The organism is Sandaracinobacter sp. T42, assembly GCF_059115405.1.
Window position 1 is genome coordinate 271,906 of record NZ_CM181101.1, and the last position, 18,421, is coordinate 290,326.

16 protein-coding genes are annotated in these 18,421 nt (G+C 70.6%); 9 read left to right on the plus strand and 7 right to left on the minus strand.

What is annotated here, in order from left to right; all coding sequences use genetic code 11:
• The first annotated feature begins 37 nt into the window (after positions 1–37).
• Complete coding sequence (locus ACW9TV_RS01330) at positions 38–1,264, plus strand: glycosyltransferase family 4 protein (protein ID WP_494304069.1); 1,227 nt, start codon at positions 38–40, stop codon at positions 1,262–1,264.
• Here the strand turns inward: ACW9TV_RS01330 and asnB are convergent.
• The 7 genes from asnB to ACW9TV_RS01365 are packed head-to-tail and all read right to left on the minus strand — an operon-like array spanning position 1,176 to position 10,647.
• Positions 1,176–3,278, minus strand: a complete 2,103-nt coding sequence (asnB, locus tag ACW9TV_RS01335) for an asparagine synthase (glutamine-hydrolyzing) (RefSeq protein ID WP_494305010.1) — start codon at positions 3,276–3,278, stop codon at positions 1,176–1,178. The two genes, ACW9TV_RS01330 and asnB, sit on opposite strands and share 89 nt — an antisense overlap.
• Entirely contained in the window at positions 3,172–4,737 is a 1,566-nt protein-coding gene (locus ACW9TV_RS01340) for a hypothetical protein (protein WP_494304070.1), read from the minus strand. Before ACW9TV_RS01340 ends, asnB begins: the two co-directional genes overlap by 107 nt.
• A gap of 4 nt (positions 4,738–4,741) precedes the next feature.
• Positions 4,742–5,284 carry a polysaccharide biosynthesis/export family protein gene (locus ACW9TV_RS01345; protein ID WP_494304071.1) on the minus strand — a complete coding sequence of 181 codons (543 nt, stop codon included), beginning with the start codon at positions 5,282–5,284 and terminating at the stop codon, positions 4,742–4,744.
• Between the two features lie 17 nt (positions 5,285–5,301).
• Positions 5,302–6,588, minus strand: coding sequence for an O-antigen ligase family protein (locus ACW9TV_RS01350; protein ID WP_494304072.1), 1,287 nt, complete (start codon positions 6,586–6,588; stop codon positions 5,302–5,304).
• On the minus strand, positions 6,555–7,400 hold the full coding sequence (locus ACW9TV_RS01355; RefSeq protein WP_494304073.1) for a sulfotransferase: 846 nt from the start codon (positions 7,398–7,400) through the stop codon (positions 6,555–6,557). Before ACW9TV_RS01355 ends, ACW9TV_RS01350 begins: the two co-directional genes overlap by 34 nt.
• Positions 7,397–8,599, minus strand: coding sequence for a DegT/DnrJ/EryC1/StrS family aminotransferase (locus ACW9TV_RS01360; RefSeq protein ID WP_494304074.1), 1,203 nt, complete (start codon positions 8,597–8,599; stop codon positions 7,397–7,399). The genes ACW9TV_RS01355 and ACW9TV_RS01360 overlap by 4 nt, the downstream gene beginning before the upstream one ends.
• Positions 8,596–10,647: a polysaccharide biosynthesis protein gene (locus ACW9TV_RS01365; protein ID WP_494304075.1), complete on the minus strand. Its 2,052-nt coding sequence runs from the start codon at positions 10,645–10,647 to the stop codon at positions 8,596–8,598. Before ACW9TV_RS01365 ends, ACW9TV_RS01360 begins: the two co-directional genes overlap by 4 nt.
• A gap of 399 nt (positions 10,648–11,046) precedes the next feature.
• Between ACW9TV_RS01365 and ACW9TV_RS01370 the strand changes: the two genes are divergently transcribed.
• From ACW9TV_RS01370 to ACW9TV_RS01405, 8 genes are read left to right on the plus strand one after another with little or no spacing between them, the layout of a single operon-like run.
• The gene (locus ACW9TV_RS01370; RefSeq protein ID WP_494304076.1) at positions 11,047–12,285 is read left to right on the plus strand and encodes a glycosyltransferase; all 1,239 of its coding nucleotides are present in this window, start codon (positions 11,047–11,049) and stop codon (positions 12,283–12,285) included.
• A complete protein-coding gene (locus tag ACW9TV_RS01375; RefSeq protein ID WP_494304077.1) occupies positions 12,282–13,454 on the plus strand; it encodes a glycosyltransferase family 4 protein in 1,173 nt (390 codons plus the stop codon). The genes ACW9TV_RS01370 and ACW9TV_RS01375 overlap by 4 nt, the downstream gene beginning before the upstream one ends.
• Positions 13,454–14,050 carry a sugar transferase gene (locus ACW9TV_RS01380; RefSeq protein WP_494304078.1) on the plus strand — a complete coding sequence of 199 codons (597 nt, stop codon included), beginning with the start codon at positions 13,454–13,456 and terminating at the stop codon, positions 14,048–14,050. The genes ACW9TV_RS01375 and ACW9TV_RS01380 overlap by 1 nt, the downstream gene beginning before the upstream one ends.
• Positions 14,022–14,927 (plus strand): methionyl-tRNA formyltransferase, encoded by a 906-nt coding sequence (locus ACW9TV_RS01385; RefSeq protein WP_494304079.1) that lies wholly within the window; start codon positions 14,022–14,024, stop codon positions 14,925–14,927. The genes ACW9TV_RS01380 and ACW9TV_RS01385 overlap by 29 nt, the downstream gene beginning before the upstream one ends.
• The gene (locus ACW9TV_RS01390; protein ID WP_494304080.1) at positions 14,924–15,610 is read left to right on the plus strand and encodes a PIG-L deacetylase family protein; all 687 of its coding nucleotides are present in this window, start codon (positions 14,924–14,926) and stop codon (positions 15,608–15,610) included. Before ACW9TV_RS01385 ends, ACW9TV_RS01390 begins: the two co-directional genes overlap by 4 nt.
• A 1-nt stretch (position 15,611) precedes the next feature.
• On the plus strand, positions 15,612–16,583 hold the full coding sequence (locus ACW9TV_RS01395) for an ATP-grasp domain-containing protein (protein WP_494304081.1): 972 nt from the start codon (positions 15,612–15,614) through the stop codon (positions 16,581–16,583).
• A complete protein-coding gene (locus ACW9TV_RS01400) occupies positions 16,580–17,257 on the plus strand; it encodes an HAD family hydrolase (RefSeq protein ID WP_494304082.1) in 678 nt (225 codons plus the stop codon). The genes ACW9TV_RS01395 and ACW9TV_RS01400 overlap by 4 nt, the downstream gene beginning before the upstream one ends.
• 12 nt (positions 17,258–17,269) lie before the next feature.
• Positions 17,270–18,337, plus strand: coding sequence for a glycosyltransferase family 4 protein (locus ACW9TV_RS01405; RefSeq protein WP_494304083.1), 1,068 nt, complete (start codon positions 17,270–17,272; stop codon positions 18,335–18,337).
• Positions 18,338–18,421: the final 84 nt, after the last annotated feature.

An 18,421-nucleotide genomic window follows, 5' to 3' on the forward strand; every position in this document is an offset into this window, starting at 1 on the left:
ATTCCGCTCGCGCCGCGCCCGGCAGACGCTAAACCCGGTGCATCACGATCAGGAGGTAATCCGCCCGGCCATGTCGCCCAGCCGCATCCTCTTCCCCTTCGAAGGCGGGCTCGCCGGGGGCAGCCACATGTCGGCGCTGATGCTGGTCGAAGCGCTGGACAGGGCGCGCCACGATCCGCTGATCCTGCTGCACCGGGCGGAAGGAACCCTGCTCGACGAACTCCGGCGGCGCGGCCTGCCCTGGGTCGCGGCACCGGCCGCCATCGCGCCGCTTGGCAAGGCCGCCCTGCTGCTGCGCGCGCCCGCCCGCGCCCGCTGGCTGGCCGAAAACCGCATCGATATCGTCCACAGCAACGAAGGGCTGATGCACGTGGCCTGGGGCACCGCCGCGCGCCTCGCCGGCGTGCCGCAGCTGTGGCACCACCGCGCCAGCCCGGATGCCCGCGCCCTGCGCCTCGTCGCGCCCTGGACCGCGCGGGAACTCGCCAGCGTCTCGCACTTCTCCCTGCCCGAAGGACACCGGCTCGCCCGGCTGGGTCGGGCGCATGTGGTGCGCAGCCCCTTCGCGCTCGGCCCCGTGCTGGAGGAGGCGAGGCGCGCCGCCCCCGGCCTCAGGCGGCAGCTGGACATCGCGGATGATTGCACTGTCATCGGCTTCTTCGGCCATTATGCCGCCCGCAAGCGCCCCATCCTGTTCCTGGAAGCGCTGGCCGAAGCGCGCCGCCGCACGGACCGCCCCCTCTTCGGCCTGATGTTCGGCCTGCCCTATGATCCGGGCAGCGCAGAGGAAGTCAGCGCTGCCATCCAGCGGCTCGGCCTATCCGGCATGGTACGGCAGATGGGCTTCCAGCGCCCGGTCGAAGGCTGGATGGCCGCCTGCGACATCAACCTCGTCACCGCTGTCGAGGAACCGTTCGGGCGCACGCTCGTCGAATCCATGCTGCTGGGCACCGCCCTGGTCGCGGCGGATTCAGGCGGCAATCCGGAAGCGATCCGCCAGGATGAAACCGGGCTGATGGTGGCGCCGGACGATCCATCGGCCTTTGCCGATGCCATCGTCCGCATGGCCGATCCCGCGCTGCGCGCCCGTCTTTCGGCTGCCGCCCGCGCCGACGCGCAGGAACGGTTCGGAATCGAAACCCATGTGCGGCAGGTGGCACGGATCTACGACCGGCTCAGCGGGGCAGGGCGGCCAGCCGCTCGGCCACAGCCGGATCAGCACCCGCCGGGGCCGGCGCCTGCCAGCGATCCTGCCAGGCCCTGAACATCAGCAGGCTCCACAGCGGCGCGGCATGGTTGCGCGCGCCCGATTGATGTTCGCGCCACAGCCGGTCCACGATGCCGGGGTCCAGCAGCCCGTCCTCCCGCACCCGCGCCGCCGTCAGAAGGTGATCGCCCCACGCCTTCAGCGGCCCGCGCAGCCAGTCCGCCACCGGCACCGAAAAGCCTTCCTTGCCCTGGTCGATCAGCGCGGCGGGCAGATGCCGCGCCAGCAGGGCGCGCAGCGCCCATTTGCCTCGCCCGTCGCGCAGCTTCATCCGCAGCGGCAGCCGCCAGGCCAGCGCCATCACCCGCCCGTCCAGCAACGGCGCGCGCGCCTCCAGCGCGACCGCCATGCTCGCCCGGTCCACCTTTGCCAGCACATCGTCCGGCAGATAGGAAATCGTGTCGGCCAGCATCATCCGGTGCATCGGGTCCAGCGCGGCCACCGCCGGCGCAGGTCCCGGCCAGGCGCCCCGAAAGCCCGGCACGGCACCGATGTCCTGCAGGGCGGCATAGCGCGCGTCCGGGCCCGGCGCGCGCGCGCACCCGGCGAGCTTGCGCAGCCGGTCCGTCGTGACGCCCCCGCGATAGCCGGCCTGCCCCCCGCCCGCGCCTGCCAGTGCCGAAAGCAGCCCGTCCGGCGCATGCGCCAGCGCCCGGCCGCCAAGGTCGCGCGCCCATTGCGGCATCGGGTCCAGCCAGCAGCCCAGCCGCGCCGCCAGCAGATAGCGGCCATAGCCGCCGAAACTCTCGTCCCCGCCGTCACCCGAAAGCGCCACGGTCACATCCTGCCGCGCCAGCCGGCAGATCAGGAAGCTCGGGATGATGGAGGCGTCCGCGAAGGGTTCATCCGCGATGTCGGGCAGCATCGGGATCACCGCGCGCGCCTCGTCCGCCGAAACCGGCAGGCTCAGATGGTCCGTCTCCAGATGCCGGGCAATGGCCTGCGCCTTGCCCGATTCGTCGAAGCCAGCCTCCCCGAAGGCCGCGGTGAAGGTGCGCACCTTGCCGCCGCCCATCCGGGTCATCAGCGCCACCACCAGCGAACTGTCCACCCCGCCCGACAGGAAGGCGCCCAGCGGCACATCCGCGATCATCCGTTCCGCCACGGCCGTTTCCAGCACGGCTTCCAGCCGGTCGAGCAGGGCGCCGTCATCCCCCTCCAGCGGCCGGGCCTGCCCCTCCACCGCCCGCGCCACGGGATCGAACCAGCGGATCAGCCCGGCGCGCAGCTCGTCCGCGGATCGCGCGGCCCCCGCGCGCAGCGCCAGCCGCGTCCCGGCAGGCAGCTTGATCGCGTCGCGCCAGATGCAGAAGGGCGCCGGCACATATTGGCGCCGCAGCATGTGCCCCAGCGCATCGGCATCCACCTCCCGCCGGAAACCCGGCACGGCGGCCAGCGCCTTCAGCTCCGATCCGAAGCAGACGGCGTCGCCCGCAACCCCCACATACAGCGGTTTCTTGCCCACCGCATCGCGCACCAGGTGCAGCACCCGCTCCCGCCGGTCCCACAGGGCGATCGCGAACATCCCCGCCAGTTGCGGCAGCGCCGCCTCCAGCCCCGCCTCCTCGATCAGCGCCAGCAGGATCTCGGTGTCGGAATGGCCGCGAAAGCGATGCCCGCGCTGTTCCAGCCCGGCCCGCAATGTGCGGAAATTGTAGATCTCGCCATTGTAGGCCAGCATGTAGCGCCCGCTTCCGGACTCCATCGGCTGATGCCCCTGCGCGGACAGATCCACGATCGCCAGCCGCCGGTGCCCCAGCGCGATCCCGGCCGCTTCATCCTGCCACAGGCCGTCGCTGTCGGGCCCCCGGTGCGCCAGCACGGCTGTCATGGCCGCGGCGACCACGGCGGGCCCCGGCCCCTGCCATGCAGGCCCTGTCAGAATGCCGGCGATCCCGCACATCTCAGCGGCCGTCCGCCACGAACAGTTCCAGCTGCCCGTAGCGGGTGGCGGCGCCCGCCAGCGGGATTGGGCGCATCCCCTGCCGCGCGGCATGGGCCCGCAGCGCATCGTCCAGCGGGCCATGTTCCCCCACCAGCACCCCGGCTGGCGGGGCGGCCGCCAGGAAGGCGGCCAGATTGTCCGGCCCCACGATGGCCCGGTAATAGGGCCGCTGCGCGGCCGGGATCAGATGCGCGACGCGATATACGAACGGCCCGCCGGCGAGTTCCGGATAGATGCGCCCGCCCGCCTCCAGCACATAGACCGGGGACAGGGTGACCACCGGCCCGGCGCCAGTCGCGGCGACCACCTGCCGGGAAATGTCGTGCACCTTCATGGGCACCCACATGGCCGGCCGGGCGAGCTTCGGCAGATCGCGCGCCAGTCGCGGCCCGTCCACCGCCAGCACCATCAGCCCCAGCGCCAGCAGGGCCGGCGCGGCAAGGGCCCGGCCCTGTCCTTCCAGCGCTCCCGCCAGCAGCAGCAGCATCAGGATCAGGAAAGGAACGGGCAGGCTGAAATATTGCGGAAACGACGGCGTGGGAACCAGACCCATCACTGCCCCCAGCAGGATGATCGCGCCCAGCAGCCAGAAGCCCCGGCCGGGCCGCCACCCCTGCCGAAGCAGCAGCAGCACCAGCAACACGCACAGGAAGCCCGTCAGCAGCGTGCCGCCATCGCCCCACAGTTGCCGCGCCAGCAGGATGCGGTCGCCAAGGGAAATGACCAGATCTTCGGAAGACGCCGCGGCCTGCGCCCGGTGCGGCCCGGTATGATAGCCCACCACATGCGCCAGCAGCCCCTGCGGATCGCGCGCCAGCCGGATCAGCGTCGGCGCGCCGCCGATCACCCCGCCCACCAGCAAGGGCCCCGCCACGTGCAGCAGCCGTTGGCCGGGTGACAGCCGGGCCGGCATCAGCAGGGCGGCGACGCCAACCGGCACGATCACGAACAGGTAATTGGCCTTCAGCCCCGCCGCGAAAGCCAGCAGCACACCCGCCGCCAGCAGCCGTCGGGCGTCGGGCGGATCCGCCTCCACCGCGCGCAGGAAAAGGATCACGCCGGCCAGCGCGAACGGCACGGGCAGCAGATTGTTGCTGAACAGCGTCCCCGTCTCGTTCAGCAGCAGCGGGCTGGAGGCGAGCAGCAGCAGGGACAGCCCCGCCAGCGCGCGACTTCCCGTTTCCCGCAGCGCATGAACGCCGATCAGCCCCAGGCTTGCCAGCCAGGCCACGAACACGATCAGCCGCGCCACGAGGAAGGGCCTGTCCGCAGCCTGCAGCAGCGGCCCCGTCAGCAGCGGCAGGTTGGGCAGGTGGTTGAATCCCAGCACGGAATAGAGATCATGCGCACCCGCCAGCAGGGAAACCGAAAAGAAGATCTGCTCGTCGCGCGAAACCGGCGCGTTCAGGATCCGCGCCAGCAGGCAAAGCGCCATCGCCAGCCCGGCCAGCCACAGCCAGCGATCCGCGCGGCGGCCGGCAGGCGCCAGCAGCCCCGGATCATGCTGTGGGTTCAGCCGGTCCATCGGCTCAGAACCAGGCCTCCGCGATGATCACCGTATCGCCCGGCATCACCCGGGCGTCGGGTTTCACGCTGGACTTCACCGCCTGACCGTTGCCGGGTCGGCTGATCGTCGCCTTCTTCTCGTTCGCGCGGAAGGTATAGCCGCCGGCCATGCTCACGGCCTGGATCACCGTAAGGCCGGGGGCATAGGCATATTGGCCCGGCTTCTGCACTTCGCCCAGGATGTAGAAGGGCCGGTATTTCACCATCTGCGCGCTGACGCTGGGTTCCTTGATGATCTGCTTCGCCTTCAACGCCTCGCCGATCGCCGCCTCCAGCTCGGGCAGCGTTCGCCCCGCTGCCGGAACCGCGCCGATCAGCGGCAGGGAAATGCTGCCCCCGTCGCCCAGCGCATAACTGCCGTTTGCGGCATCCAGCCCGAAGACGAAGATCTTCACCTCGTCGCCGGTGCCCAGCCGGTAGGGGCCGCCCTCGTCCTGCGCGGTGGCGGGGGTCAGGGCGATCAGCGATGCCAGCAGCAGCATCAGGGTCCGCAAGATCCGTTTCATGGCGTCGTCAGCTCCTGTCATGGCAGTCGGTGCAGCTGCGTGCGCCCGCGCCCCACGCGATAGGCAAGGCCCATCATCAGCAGCAGGGGCACGATCCACATCCGGGCATACATGTGCGGGTTTGCGGTGGTCTGGATCAGGAATACCAGGAAGCCGGCCGCCGCCAGCCCGGCGGTCTGCCGATCGATCCGCGCGCAGACCCCGGTGATCACGCCCATCAGCACCAGCAGCCCGACCCAGCCCAGAAGCGCGAACAGGCCCCCTTCGGTCCACAGCAGCAGATAGATGTTGTGCACCGGCGCGCCATGGGCGCTGACCAGGCGATACTGATCGACGCCCAGGCCCACCAGCATCGTCTGGTCGGTCATGTTCCAGGCCTCCACCATCAGGTCCCATCGGCCCTGGAAGGTGCCGGCGTCGTTCAGGTCGCCCCGCTCCAGCGCCGGCGCGACACGCTTCGCAAACGCCTGCGGCAGCGGCCCGCCGGCCAGCAGATACACCCCGGCCATCACCCCGGCCGCCATCGCCAGCCGCAGGCCACGGCGCATGCCGGATGCAGCCCCCACCACCAGCAGCGCCAGCGCGGCAGACATGAAACCGCTGAAAGATCCCGACAGAAGAACGCCCAGGCCCAGCGAAACCAGCAGCAGGCCCGCCAACCACCAGCGGATCACCTGCCGGTTCAGCAGGTAAATCACGCAGGGAAGCGCCATCGCGCACATGGCGGAATTCCAGTTGGCGTCCGCCAGGAAGGCGCCCAGCCGCCGGCTGCCGGACACGAAGGCGTGTCCGAACATCGCCTCGATCTCCAGATAATCGCCCTTGTAGCCGAAATAGACCGCCGCGCCGAACAGCTGCATCGCGGCAACGCCCATGGCAAAAGCCAGCAGCAGCAGGCGGGACTGCGGCTGGGATGGCATCACCAGCAGCATCGGCAGCAGCAGATAGGCAAAGCTGTACTGCAGGGCGACGACCAGCCAGCGTTCGGGATCGCCGTTCACCATGCTGCCCAGGAACAGGCCCGACAGCAGCACCAGCACGCACAGGTACCAGGGGCCCGAAAGCGGCCCGAACGGCGCCAGCGGCAACTGCCCGGCCTGAACCGCCAGCACCAGCGCCACGCAGAACAACGCGTCGCTCAGCGTGAACAGGATCTCGAACGGCCGCCAGCTGATGTAGGCCGCCGTGAACACCGCAGCGAACAGAACCCAGAAACGAGCACCCCGGCGTCCGTCGTCTGCCGAAGCCTCCAGCCGCGCCGGCAGGGCGTTCACGCGGCCACCCCCGCCTTCGGCCGGATCCACCCGGAAAGATCCCGCCCGACATGGCGGGCAAGCGCCGCCACATCATCGGCATAGAGATCTTCCAGCCGTCGCCGGATGTCGGCATCCATCGGCGGATAGACGACCGGTCGCGCCAGCCGTCCGTGGAGGGACTGGAACCAGCCCGTGTCGCGGAACGGCGCCACCACCGGCTTCAGCGGCGCCACCGCACGCCGCAGCGGCAACGGCAACATTCGCGCCTGGCTGTCGTTCCGGCGCTGCCCGGGGGCAACGGGGGTTACAGCCCCCAGCCGCAGATGCGCCGACACCCGGGCCAGTTCGCCTTCGGCATCGGCCAGGACATCATCATAGAACAGGATGTGCATCTGGCCGGGCCGAAAATGCCGCAGCCAGCGGGAAAGGTGCCGCCAGTAGAAGCCATCTTCCAGGAAGCGCGGATGTTCGCCCCGAGGGGAAAGGTGCCGGCGGATATCGCCATCCACTGTCCCCCGCCGGAACAGCATGCAGTAATCCGAATAGGCCCGGTCCACCGGGTTCCTCAGCTGCACCACAAGCCGGGCGTCGGGCAGCAGCGCCGCCAGCCGCGCCGCCGCCCGGGGGTGGGCCAGATAGTCGGCGGATTTCTCCCCGATCCGCGCGCCCGCGGGCGCTTCGCGGAACAGGTTGGCGTACCAGTCGATTCCGCGATCGAAGGCAGTGCTGAAATAATGCGGTTCCTGCTGCGGCATGAAGATGCCGGGCTGGCTGCGCAGCTGGTGCGCGACCCAGGTGGTCGCCCCCTTCACCGCGCCGATGATCACGAACTCGGGCAGCCGGTCTGCGCCGTTCGTCATGGCAGGCCAGCCTCCATCACGATTTCCGCAAGGCGGTGCGCCGTCCGGCGCAGGTCCGCAGGCGTCAGCGTGGGATCCACCTGCAGCACCAGGCTGGTTTCGCCCAGTTCGCGCGCCACGGGGAGCCGCTCGAACGGGCCCAGCCGCTCGAAGGCCCGCTCGCGGTAGATTTCGGGGCAGCTGCCGCTGAAGCAGGGCAGCCCTTCCGCCTGGGCGCGGGCCAGGATGCTGTCGCGGCTCTCGCCCGGCTTCAGCCGTTCGGGCCTGACGAACGCCGTCAGCCGGTACCAGGCGTGGCCGATCCCCGGCCCGGGCCACGGCAGGCGGATGGCCGGCACGGCGCGCAGTTCGGCGGCCGCCGCCTCGGCATTGGCGCGGCGCGCGGCCAGCCACCGGGCCAGCTTCGTCATCTGCCGAAGCCCGATCGCCGCCTGCATCTCCGTCAGCCGCAGGTTCGTGCCGAACCCGTCGTGCAGCCAGCGGAAGGCGATTCCGGGCGGCTGCGGCGGTTCCAGCCGCTTGCCATGATCCTTCAGCGACCAGGCCTTCGCATGCACGGCCGGATCCTTCACCAGCAGCATTCCGCCTTCCCCGCCGGTGGACAGGATCTTGTCCGTGCAGAAGGAAAAGGACGCCGCATCCCCGAACGAGCCGACGGGCTGGCCGCCGATGGTCGCGCCATGGGCCTGGGCGCAATCCTCGATCACCAGCAGCCCGCGCGCCCGCGCAAGCGCAAGGATGGCCGGCATGTCGGCGGGCCAGCCCGCCAGATGGACCGGCATGATGGCGCGCGTGCGCGGTGTCAGCACCCGCTCGATCGTGGCGGCCGTGATCGACTGGCTGTCCGGATCCACGTCCGCGAACAGCGGCCTGGCCCCCACACGGACGACCGCGCTGGCCGAAGCCATGAAGCTTCGCGGCGACACCACCACCTCATCGCCGGGGCCGATGCCCAACGCCTCCATCGCCACTTCCAGCGTGACCGTGCCGTTCGCCATGGCGATGGCATGCGCACCGCCGAAGCGCGCGGCGCAGGCCTGTTCGAATGCCCGGCAATTGTCGCCATGCTGCAGGGAATTGACCCGCCCGGATCGCAGCACCGCCACAACGGCGTCCACCTCGTCCGGGTCATGGACAGGCCAGCCAGACCGTGCGAACCCGGCCACGTCCGGGCGCCGTTCCGTCAGCAGCAGGCTCATTCCGCCGCCTCGGCCACCCGGGGCTGCTGCCCCCAGCCCACCACCATCAGATCCCTCAGCGGATCCACGTTCGGCCGCCAGCTGCCGTCCACGATCTGCGGCAGGATCGTCCGCACCGTCACTGCATCATCGGCGGCGGCCGCCGCCGCCAGCCGGTCGAACGCGATGTTCAGATCCGCCAGCGGGCGCGCGGCGGGCACCGCCTCGAAAATGCCCGGCAGGCTGGAATCCAGCCGCGCCTCGCCGGAATCGAACAGCTCTTCATACAGCTTCTCGCCCGGCCGCAGCCCGATGATGCGGATCGCCACATCCCTTTCGGGCTGCAAACCGGCCAGCCGGATCATCCGCCGCGCGATGTCCATCACGCGGATGGGTTCCCCCATGTCCAGCACGAAGATGCGGCCGTAGTGATCGTCGGCCTGCATCGCCAGCGCCGCCCCCTGCAGGATCAGCAGCACCGCCTCGTTCACCGTCATGAAGAAGCGGCGGATTTCCGGGTGGGTCACGGTCAAGGGTCCGCGCCGGCTCAGCTGCCGCTGCAGCAGCGGGATGAGGGAGCCCGAGGATCCCACGACATTGCCGAACCGCGTCGTCAGGAAGCGCGTCTTCACCGGGGCGTTCAGCCCCTCCAGATCCAGCGCCTGGCAATACAGTTCGCCCAGCCGCTTGGTCGCGCCCATCACGCCCACCGGGTTCACCGCCTTGTCGGTTGAAACCTGAACCATCGCCCGGGCCCCGTACCGCTTCGCCGCATCGGCCACGTTGCGGGTGCCGATCACGTTCGTCATCACCCCCGCACAAGGGTTCGTCTCCACCAGCGGCACATGCTTCAGCGCGGCGGCATGGAACACCAGGTTCGGCCGGAACTTGGCGAACACGTTCATCACATTGTCGCGCTGACGGATGGAACAGAGCACGGGGTAGCGCGGCAGGTCGGGGAAGGTCTCGCCCAGTTCCTGATCGATGGCGTAGAGGTTGAATTCCCCCGCATCGAGCAGCACGATCTCCGATGGGCCCGCCTTCGCCAGCTGCAGCACCAGCTCGCGCCCGATGGTGCCGCCGGCCCCCGTCACCAGCACCCGCTGGCCGGCCACGAACCGGGCGACGGCCGCCGGGTCGCCTTCCCGCGGGGGGCGGCCCAGCAGGCTTGCCAGATCCATGAAATCCAGTTCCAGCGGGCCGGCCTTGGCGGGCTGGGTTCCGATCCCCGCCGGAAGCCGCGCGACGGAAAGACCCAGCCGCTCCGCCTCTGCCACGAAGCGCACCAGCGCCTGTCCGGTCAGCCGGTCCATGGGCTGGGTGATCAGCAGCGCGCTCGGGCGCCGCCCTTCCGCCGCCAGCTGGGTCACGGCGGGTTCCAGGGCTTCCAGCCCGCCCATCATCGGCACCCCGCGCACGCGCATCCGCAGATGGCCGGATTGTCCGTCCAGCACCCCCACGGGCACATAGCCGGCCGCCGGGTTCGCCTGCAGCAGCCGCAACGCCAGCTCCACCTGGTCGCCTTCCCCCACAACCAGCGCCAGCCGGCTTCCGGCCGACCGGGTCGGGGCCCCGGGCTCGGGAAACCGCCGCAGATAATCCAGCCCCGCCCGGCGGGCCATGCGCGTGACCGTCAGCCCAGCCAGCAGCAGCAGCCAGCTGATCGGCGGAACCGAAGCGGGCAGCCAGTTCATGTGGCCCAGCGCCACCAGCGCCGCCATCCAGGCCACGGTGGAAACGGTCGCCGCCAGGATCAGCACCGGCACATCGTTGAAGGACATGTAGCGCCAGGCCCGCCGATACAGGCCGGCAAGGTGGAACACCGGAACCGAAACCAGAAGGATGACGGGCGCCGCGAACACGAAGCCGCGCGCCACGAAGGTCGGGACATCCATGTTGAACCGCAGCAGCAGCGCCAGCGCCACGGCAGTCAGGGCCGCCAGCGCATCGAGCGAGGCCAGAATGGCGTGCCTGCCATGCCGGCCAGGCAGATGCGTGCGAACCCAGCCGGCCAGCCGCGCGCCCCGGCCGGCGTCCCCGGCCCCTTCGCCGCCCCGGTCCTGTGCCACCCTCTCCGGCAATGACCTTTCCATCCTGTCTCCGTCCCCCGTTCACGGGCCGCAGCACACGGTCTTCCGGCCATGCCGGCAGGCCCCTGACCGACCCCCTTGCCCAATGCGTCGGCCTTCGAAGCCGGTTCTTAATAGGACATCCGGCCGCACGCCCCGCATGGGCTTAGGGGGAGTATCCGAACAGGGATGGCATCCCCCAAAGGAAGCATGCCGCCCTTTCGAAGGGGCGCCGGATCGCGACATGCCAAAGGTATGATGCCCGAATGTCCACGCGCCGCGGGAACCCGTCCTGCCTATCCTGAAGGCGACTGACCGGCCTGCCGCACCGCCCGCGCCGCACCGCGCGCAGCCCGGGCGACAGGCCCGGCGGATCAAGGGGGCGCGGGAAAGGTCGGGATGAGAGGGGTCAGCGATCAATCCGGCATCGACGATGGCCTGGATGGCCGGATCGACGTGCTGCACATGATCACCGGCCTGAACGTCGGGGGCGCGGAAACCATGCTCGCCCGCCTGCTGGCCCATCCCGCGCTGCGCACGGGCGGGCTCAGCCACCAGGTTCTCAGCCTGCTGCCGCCCGGCCCGCTGGCGGACAGGCTGAGGTCGGCGGAAATCCCGGTCCGCTCGCTGGGCATGCGCCGCAGCCTGCCCGGCCCCGGCGATGTGCTGCGCCTTCTGCGCCATGTGCGGGGGATCCGGCCGCGCATCATCCACGGCTGGATGTATCACGGCAATCTCGCCGCCACCGTGGGGCAGTTCGCAGCGCCCCGGCCCTGCGCGCTGATGTGGAACATCCGCCATTCCGTCGCCGATCTCGCACGGGAACCGCCGCACAGCCAGCGCATCATCCGCATGGGCGCACGGCTGTCGAACCGGCCGGTTTCCATCATCTGCAACAGCCATGCCGCCGTCGATCAGCATGCGGCGCTCGGCTATCTGCCCGAACGGATGCAGGTGATCGGCAACGGCTTCGATTGCGACCGCTTCGCCCCCGACAGGGCCCTGAACCAAAAGCTCCGGGCGATGTTCCGGATCCCCACCGGCGGAATCGTTGTGGCGATGGTCGCACGGGCCCACCCGATGAAGTCGGTGGACGTGCTGGTGAACGCCGTGATCCTCGCACGGGAAATGGGCAACGACATCCATCTGCTGCTGGTGGGCGACAGGATGGACGAGCCCGGCCCCGACCTGCGCCGGCTGCTGGAGCGCATCCCGGCCGGGCGGCGGACGCTGTCGGGCGCACGGCTCGATGTCGCCGCATGGCTGCCGGGCGTGGATATCCTCGCCATGCCGTCCAGCTGGGGTGAAGGCTTTCCCAACATCCTGGGCGAAGCGATGGCCTGCGGCATCCCCTGCGTCGCCACCGACGTGGGAGACGCCGCCCGCCTGATCGGCCAGACAGGCCTCGTCGTTCCCGTGGGCGACGCACCGGCAATGGCGCAGGCGCTTGACAGGCTTGTCCGCCTCGGCCCCTCCGGGCGGGAACTGATGGGCAGCGCCGCCCGCAAGCGGATCCGCGACAATTATTCCCTCCAGCGTATCGCGACGGACTATGCGGATCTCTACCTGCGCCACGCCGGCCTGACGCCCAGGCCGCAGGGCGACGCGGCGGCACACCCCAGGGCGCTCGTCGCATGAAGCCGCCGCCGCGCCGCGTGCTGGTGATCGGCAGCCTCGCCTGGTCGCTCGTGAACTTCCGCGGGCGCCTGCTCCGCGCGATGGTCGAAGCCGGCCATAAGGTGATCGCCGTCGCGCCGGACGAGGATATGGCGGTCCGAGACGCCCTGCACGCCATGGGCGTCCGCTTCGTCACCGTCCCGATGGAACGCACCTCGCGCAATCCGGCGGCCGATCTGCGCACCCTTTCGGCCCTCGTCGGCCTGATGCGCACGGAACGGCCGGACATGGTGCTCGCCTATACCCAGAAGCCCATTGTCTATGGCGGCATCGCCAGCCGCATCGCGGGTATCCCCGCCTTCCACGCCATGATGTCAGGCCTGGGGTTCGCCTTCACCGCCGACACCGGGGGCCCGCCCTCGGCGCTGCTGCGGCTGGTCGCGGCCCTCTACCGGGTCGCGCTGGCGGATGCGCGCAACCTGTTCCTGTTCAATGCCAGCGACGAGGCCGACATGCGCCGCTTCGGAATGATCCCGCCGGGCGTGCCGGTCAGCCAGGTGCCCGGCTCCGGCATCGACACCCTGCGGTTCCGCAGCCAGCCGCTGCCACCGGGCCCGCCGGTGTTCCTGCTGGTCGCCCGGCTGATGGTCCACAAGGGCCTGCGCGATTTCGCGCAAGCCGCCCGCATCGTGAAGCAGCGCCACCCCGGGGCACGATTCCAGATCCTTGGGCCGCCCGATCTGAACCCGGCTGGCCTGCCCATGGAAGAACTTGATTCCTGGGTGACCGAAGGTCTTGTCGACTATCTGGGCGAAACCCGCGATGTCCGGCCCCATCTCGCCGCCGCCACCGTCTTCGTGCTGCCCAGCTGGTATCGCGAAGGCCTGCCCCGCTCCATCCTGGAGGCGATGGCGACCGGCCGCGCCGTCGTCACCACCGACACCCCCGGCTGCCGCGACGCGGTGGTGGCCGGCGAAACCGGCCTGATTGTCCCCCCGCGCGATCCGCAGGCCCTCGCCGACGCCCTGCTGATGCTGGCAGGCGATCCCGCCCTCGCCGCCCGCATGGGCGAGGCTGCCCGCCGCCGTGCCGAACAGGTCTATGCGGTCGAGAAGGTCAACGCCCAGCTGATGCAGGCAATGGGCCTTGCCGCCCCGGCCACCACCCCCGCGCTGGAGGCGGCCGCCTGATGCGGCCCCTCGCCGACAGGGTGCTGGCACTTCTCGCCGCCGTCACCCTGCTGCCGCTGGCAGCCGCAACGGCGCTGGTCGTCGCCCTGGCGATGGGCCGCCCCCTGCTGTTCCGCCAGCAGCGCGCGGGCCTCGGCGGCAGGCCCTTCCAGCTGCTGAAGTTCCGCACCATGCATCCGCCCCGCGCAGGCCAGCATCCGCTGGCCGACGATGCGGCGCGCACCTCCCGGGCGGGCGCGATCCTGCGCCGTACCCGCCTCGATGAGCTGCCCCAGTTGCTGAATGTGATCCGGGGCGACATGGCGATCGTCGGGCCCCGGCCGCTGCTGCCGGAAACCATCGCCACCCTCGGCGAACGCGGCGTCCGGCGCGGCAGCGTGCGCCCCGGCCTCACGGGGTGGGCACAGACGCACGGCGGCCCGCGCCTCGGCGAAGCCGACAAGATCGCCCTCGACCTCTGGTACATCGACCATCGCAGCCTCTCCCTCGACCTACGAATCCTTTTCCTCACCCTCAACGTCATCCTGTTCGGCGACCGGCCAGACCGGGCCGCCGTGGACATCGCCCATGCGCGCCCTGCTGATCGGCGCGGTTGAATCGACCGCCGTCGCGCTGCGTGCGCTGGCCGCCAGTCCACTGTGGGATCTGGCGGGCCTGCTCACGCTGCCGGTCGAGCTTGCCGCCCGGCACAGCGACTTCGTCGATCTGGGGCCCGCCTCAACGCAGGCGGGCGCAACCCTCATCCGCGTGGCGGACGGCAACAGCCCGGCGGCCATCGAACAGGTCCGCGCCCTCCGCCCCGACATCGCCTTCGTCATCGGCTGGTCGCAGATCTGCCGCCCCTCGCTGATCACGGCCGCCGGCGGGCGCATGATCGGCTATCATCCCGCCCCCCTGCCCCGGCTGCGCGGCCGGGCCGTCATTCCCTGGACGATCCTGCTGGCGGAACCCATCACCGCCGCAAGCCTGTTCTTCGTGGACGAGGGCGTCGATTCCGGTCCGATCATCGGCCAGCGCTTCTTCCATGTCGCGCCGGACGAAACGGCGACAAGCCTGTATGCCCGCCACATGGAGGCGCTGGGACTGCTGCTGGACGAGATGCTGCCGGCCCTTGCCCGCGGCGAAGTCCGCGGCACGCCGCAGGACGACCGCTTCGCCACCTGGGCCGCCCGCCGCACCGACCGGGATGGACGGATCGACTGGCGTGCCCCGGCGGCCGAGGTTGCAAGGCTGATCCGCGCCGTGACCCGTCCTTATCCCGGCGCCTTCAGCGGAGACGGCGACAAGCGGTTGCGCATATTCGCCGCGACACCCGCGCCCGAAGGACGCCGGCACGCCGCCCGGCCCGGACAGGTGATCGCCGTATCGGCCGGGGAATTCCTGGTGGCCTGCGGTGATGGCGACGCCGTCGCCTGCACGGACTGGCTGGGCCCCGCCCCGAAACTGCACCAGTTGCTGGGGGATGCCGCATGAACGACCTCGCCGTCCGCTTCGGGAAGACCCTGGTGATCGCGCCCCACGCCGACGACGAGGTGCTCGGCTGCGGCGCGCTCCTCGCCGCCCTTGCCGGGGCCGGGCTCGCCCCCGAAGTCGCCATCGTGGCGCAGGGTCATCCGCCCGATTATCCGGCCGCGCAGGTGGCCGCGCTGAAGCTTGAGGCCGCCCGCGCCCACGCCATCCTGGGCATCGCGGCCGCCCACTGGCTCGGCCTGCCGGCCGCCCGGCTCGATACGCTGCCCCACGCCGATCTCAATGCCGCCATCGGCCGGCTGGTCGCGGATGTCCGCCCGGATACGCTGCTGCTGCCCTTCCCCGGCGACATCCACCTCGATCACCAGCTGGTGTTCCGCTCGGGCCTGGTCGCGGCCCGCCCCACCGGGCCCGTCCAGCCGCGCACCATCCTGTGCTATGAAACCCTGTCGGAAACCAACTGGAACGCCCCCGCGCTCAGCCCGGCCTTCGCCCCCACCCTGTTCGTGGAAGCGACCGCCACGCTGCCCGCAAAGCTGCAGGCCTTCCGCGCCTATGCTTCGCAGGTCAGGCCCGATCCGCACGAACGCTCCGTTGGCGCACTGGAAGCGCTGGCCCGGCTGCGCGGCGCCACCATCCACCTGCCGGCGGCCGAAGCCTTCGTCCTTGTCCGCGCCATCTGCTGACATGCGCATCCTCGTCACCTCGGCCGGGCGGCGCGTGGAACTGCTTGGCTGCTTCCGCCGCGCCGCGCGCGATCTGGGGCTGAAGCCGGTTGTCCACGCCGCCGATCTGGCCCCGGATCAAAGCGCGGCCTGCCGGCTGGCCGATGCCCGCCATGCCGTGCCCAGGGCCGATGCGCCCGGCTATGCAGAGGCCATCCTCGCCATCGCCGTGCGCGAAGGCGTGAACCTGGTGGTGCCGACGATCGACACCGAGCTGCCGGCTCTGGCCGATGCACGTCCGGCCTTCGAAGCGCAGGGGATCCACCTCGCCATCGGCAGCCCCGCGCTCGTGGCCATCGCGCGTGACAAGCAGCGCACGGCCGGCTTCCTGCAGGCGGCCGGCATCCCCGGCCCGCGCACCGCCCCGCTCGAACAGGCGCTCGCCGACCCGGGCCACTGGCAGGGCCCACTGTTTCTGAAGCCACGCCACGGCAGCAGCGGGCGCGGCATCCGCGCGGTGGACACGCTTTCGGGTTTGTTCCCATCGGATTTCCCCGAACCGATGCTGGTGCAGGATCGGCTACTGGGGCCGGAATTCACCGTGAACTGCTATTTCGACAGGGCCGGAAAGCTGCGGGCCGCCGTTCCCCACCAGCGCCTGGCCGTGCGCGGGGGCGAAGTGGAAAAGGGCGTCACCCGCCGGGAGGCGGAGCTGGAAGCGCTCGCCCGGGCGCTGGCCGATGCGTTGCCGGGGCCGTCGGGCGCGCTCTGCTTCCAGGCGATGCGCGGCGCGGACCAGCGCTTCCGGCTGTTCGAGATCAACGCCCGTTTCGGCGGCGGCTACCCCCTGACGCATGCGGCGGGCGCCCCCTTCGCCCGCTGGCTGATCGAGGACTGCCTCGGCCTTCCCTCCACCGCAGGCAACGGCTGGACCGAAGGGATGCAGATGCTTCGCTACGACAGCAGCCTGTTCGTGCAGCCGGGCCCCGCATGACCCGCCGGCCGCCTGTCGCCGTCGTCTTCGACCTTGACGACACCCTCTATGCCGAACGCGACTATGTGCTGAGCGGCTTCCGCGCGCTCGACCGCTGGCTGGGGCGCAGTGAAGGGATCGGCGGCTTCGCAGAGGCCGCCTGGGCGGAATTCTGCGCCGGACACAGGGGCGATATCTTCGACCGGGCGCTCGTCCGGCTTGGCGTGCCCCCCACGGCCACACGCATCGCAGAAATGGTGCGCCGCTACCGCAGCCACCGCCCGCAGATCCGGCTGGCGCCGGATGCCGAACGCTGGCTCGCACGGGCGGCGGGCCGCAGGCCACTGGCGCTCATCAGCGACGGTCCCACCGCGAGCCAGAGCCGCAAGGTCTCCGCGCTGGCGTTGCGCGACCATGGCTTCCGCCCGATCCTGCTGACCGACCGCTGGGGACTTGCCTACCGCAAACCGCACGAGCGCGCCTATCGCGCCGTCGAACGGCGGCTGGGCCTCAGCGGGGCGGAACTTGTCTATGTGGCGGACAATGCCGCGAAGGACTTTCTCGCGCCGCGCCGCCTGGGCTGGGCAACGGTGCAGATCCGCCGCCCGGACGCTCTGCACGCCGGGCCACCCGCCACGCCCGAGTTCGGCGCGGATCGCAGCATCGACAGCCTCGACCAGCTGGATCCGGGCTGAGCGTCGCCCGCCATGCACATCGCAATCGTGACATCCGCACTGGGCGCGGGCGGCGCGGAACGGGTGATTACACTCGTCTCCGCGCACTGGGCGCAATCCGGTCATCAGGTCACGCTCTTCACCTTCGATCGCCCCGACGAGCCCATCTTCCATCCGCTTGATCCGCGCGTCCGCCTCGTCCGTCTCGGTCTGCCGCCGGGCGGCGCCGTGGCCGGCACGATGCGGCGCATCCGGGCGCTCCGGGCCGAACTGCGTCGTCACCGGCCCGATGCCGTCATCAGCTTCCTGTTCAAGATCAACGTGATAACCCTGCTGGCGGCCAGCGGGCCCGGGCTGCCGGTCGCGGTGTCGGAACGCAATCACCCCCGGCTCCAGCCCGGCCATCCTGCCTGGCGTTGGCTTGCCCGGCTCAGCTATCCTCGCGCACGTGCGATACTGCTCCAGACAGAGGCGAGCCGATCCGCCCTTCCGCCCGCCCTTCATCGCCGCTGCCATGTCATCCCCAATCCGGTCAGCGGGTTCGAACGGGTGCCCGAAAGCGACGGGCGGAAACATCTCGCCGCCGTCGGACGCCTGGATGCGCAGAAGGGCTTCGACCATCTGATCGAGGCCTTCGCACGCGCCGCGCCCGCCCATCCGGACTGGACGTTGCGCATCTGGGGCGAAGGCCCGCTCCGGCCGGTGCTCACCGCGCAGATCGAACATCTTGGGATGGCGGGCCGGATCGAGCTGCCGGGCCTCAGTGACGGGCCTGGCGGCTGGATCCGCGACAGCGCCGCCTTCGTCATGACCTCGCGCTACGAAGGCTTTCCCAACGCCCTTGCCGAAGCCGGGATCGCAGGCTTGCCCCGCATCGCCACCCGGTTCCGCTTCGGCGCCGAAGACCTGATCGAGGACGAGGTCGATGGCCTGCTTGTCGAAGCCGGGAATGTGGCGGCGCTGGCATCGGCGCTTGACCGGCTGATGGGCAACCGGAACCTGAGGGATCAGCTCGGCGCAGCCGCCCGCGACTCGGGCGGGAAATTCCGGACCGACAGGATTCTCCACCTTTGGGACGCAATCCTACCCCTTATGGCGTAGGCCGAATTCGCCTGATTTGCCGAAGTTGCCGGCTTCTAACCCCCATGCAGGCGCAAACAAGGCGCGATATGCCCCCATTTGGCG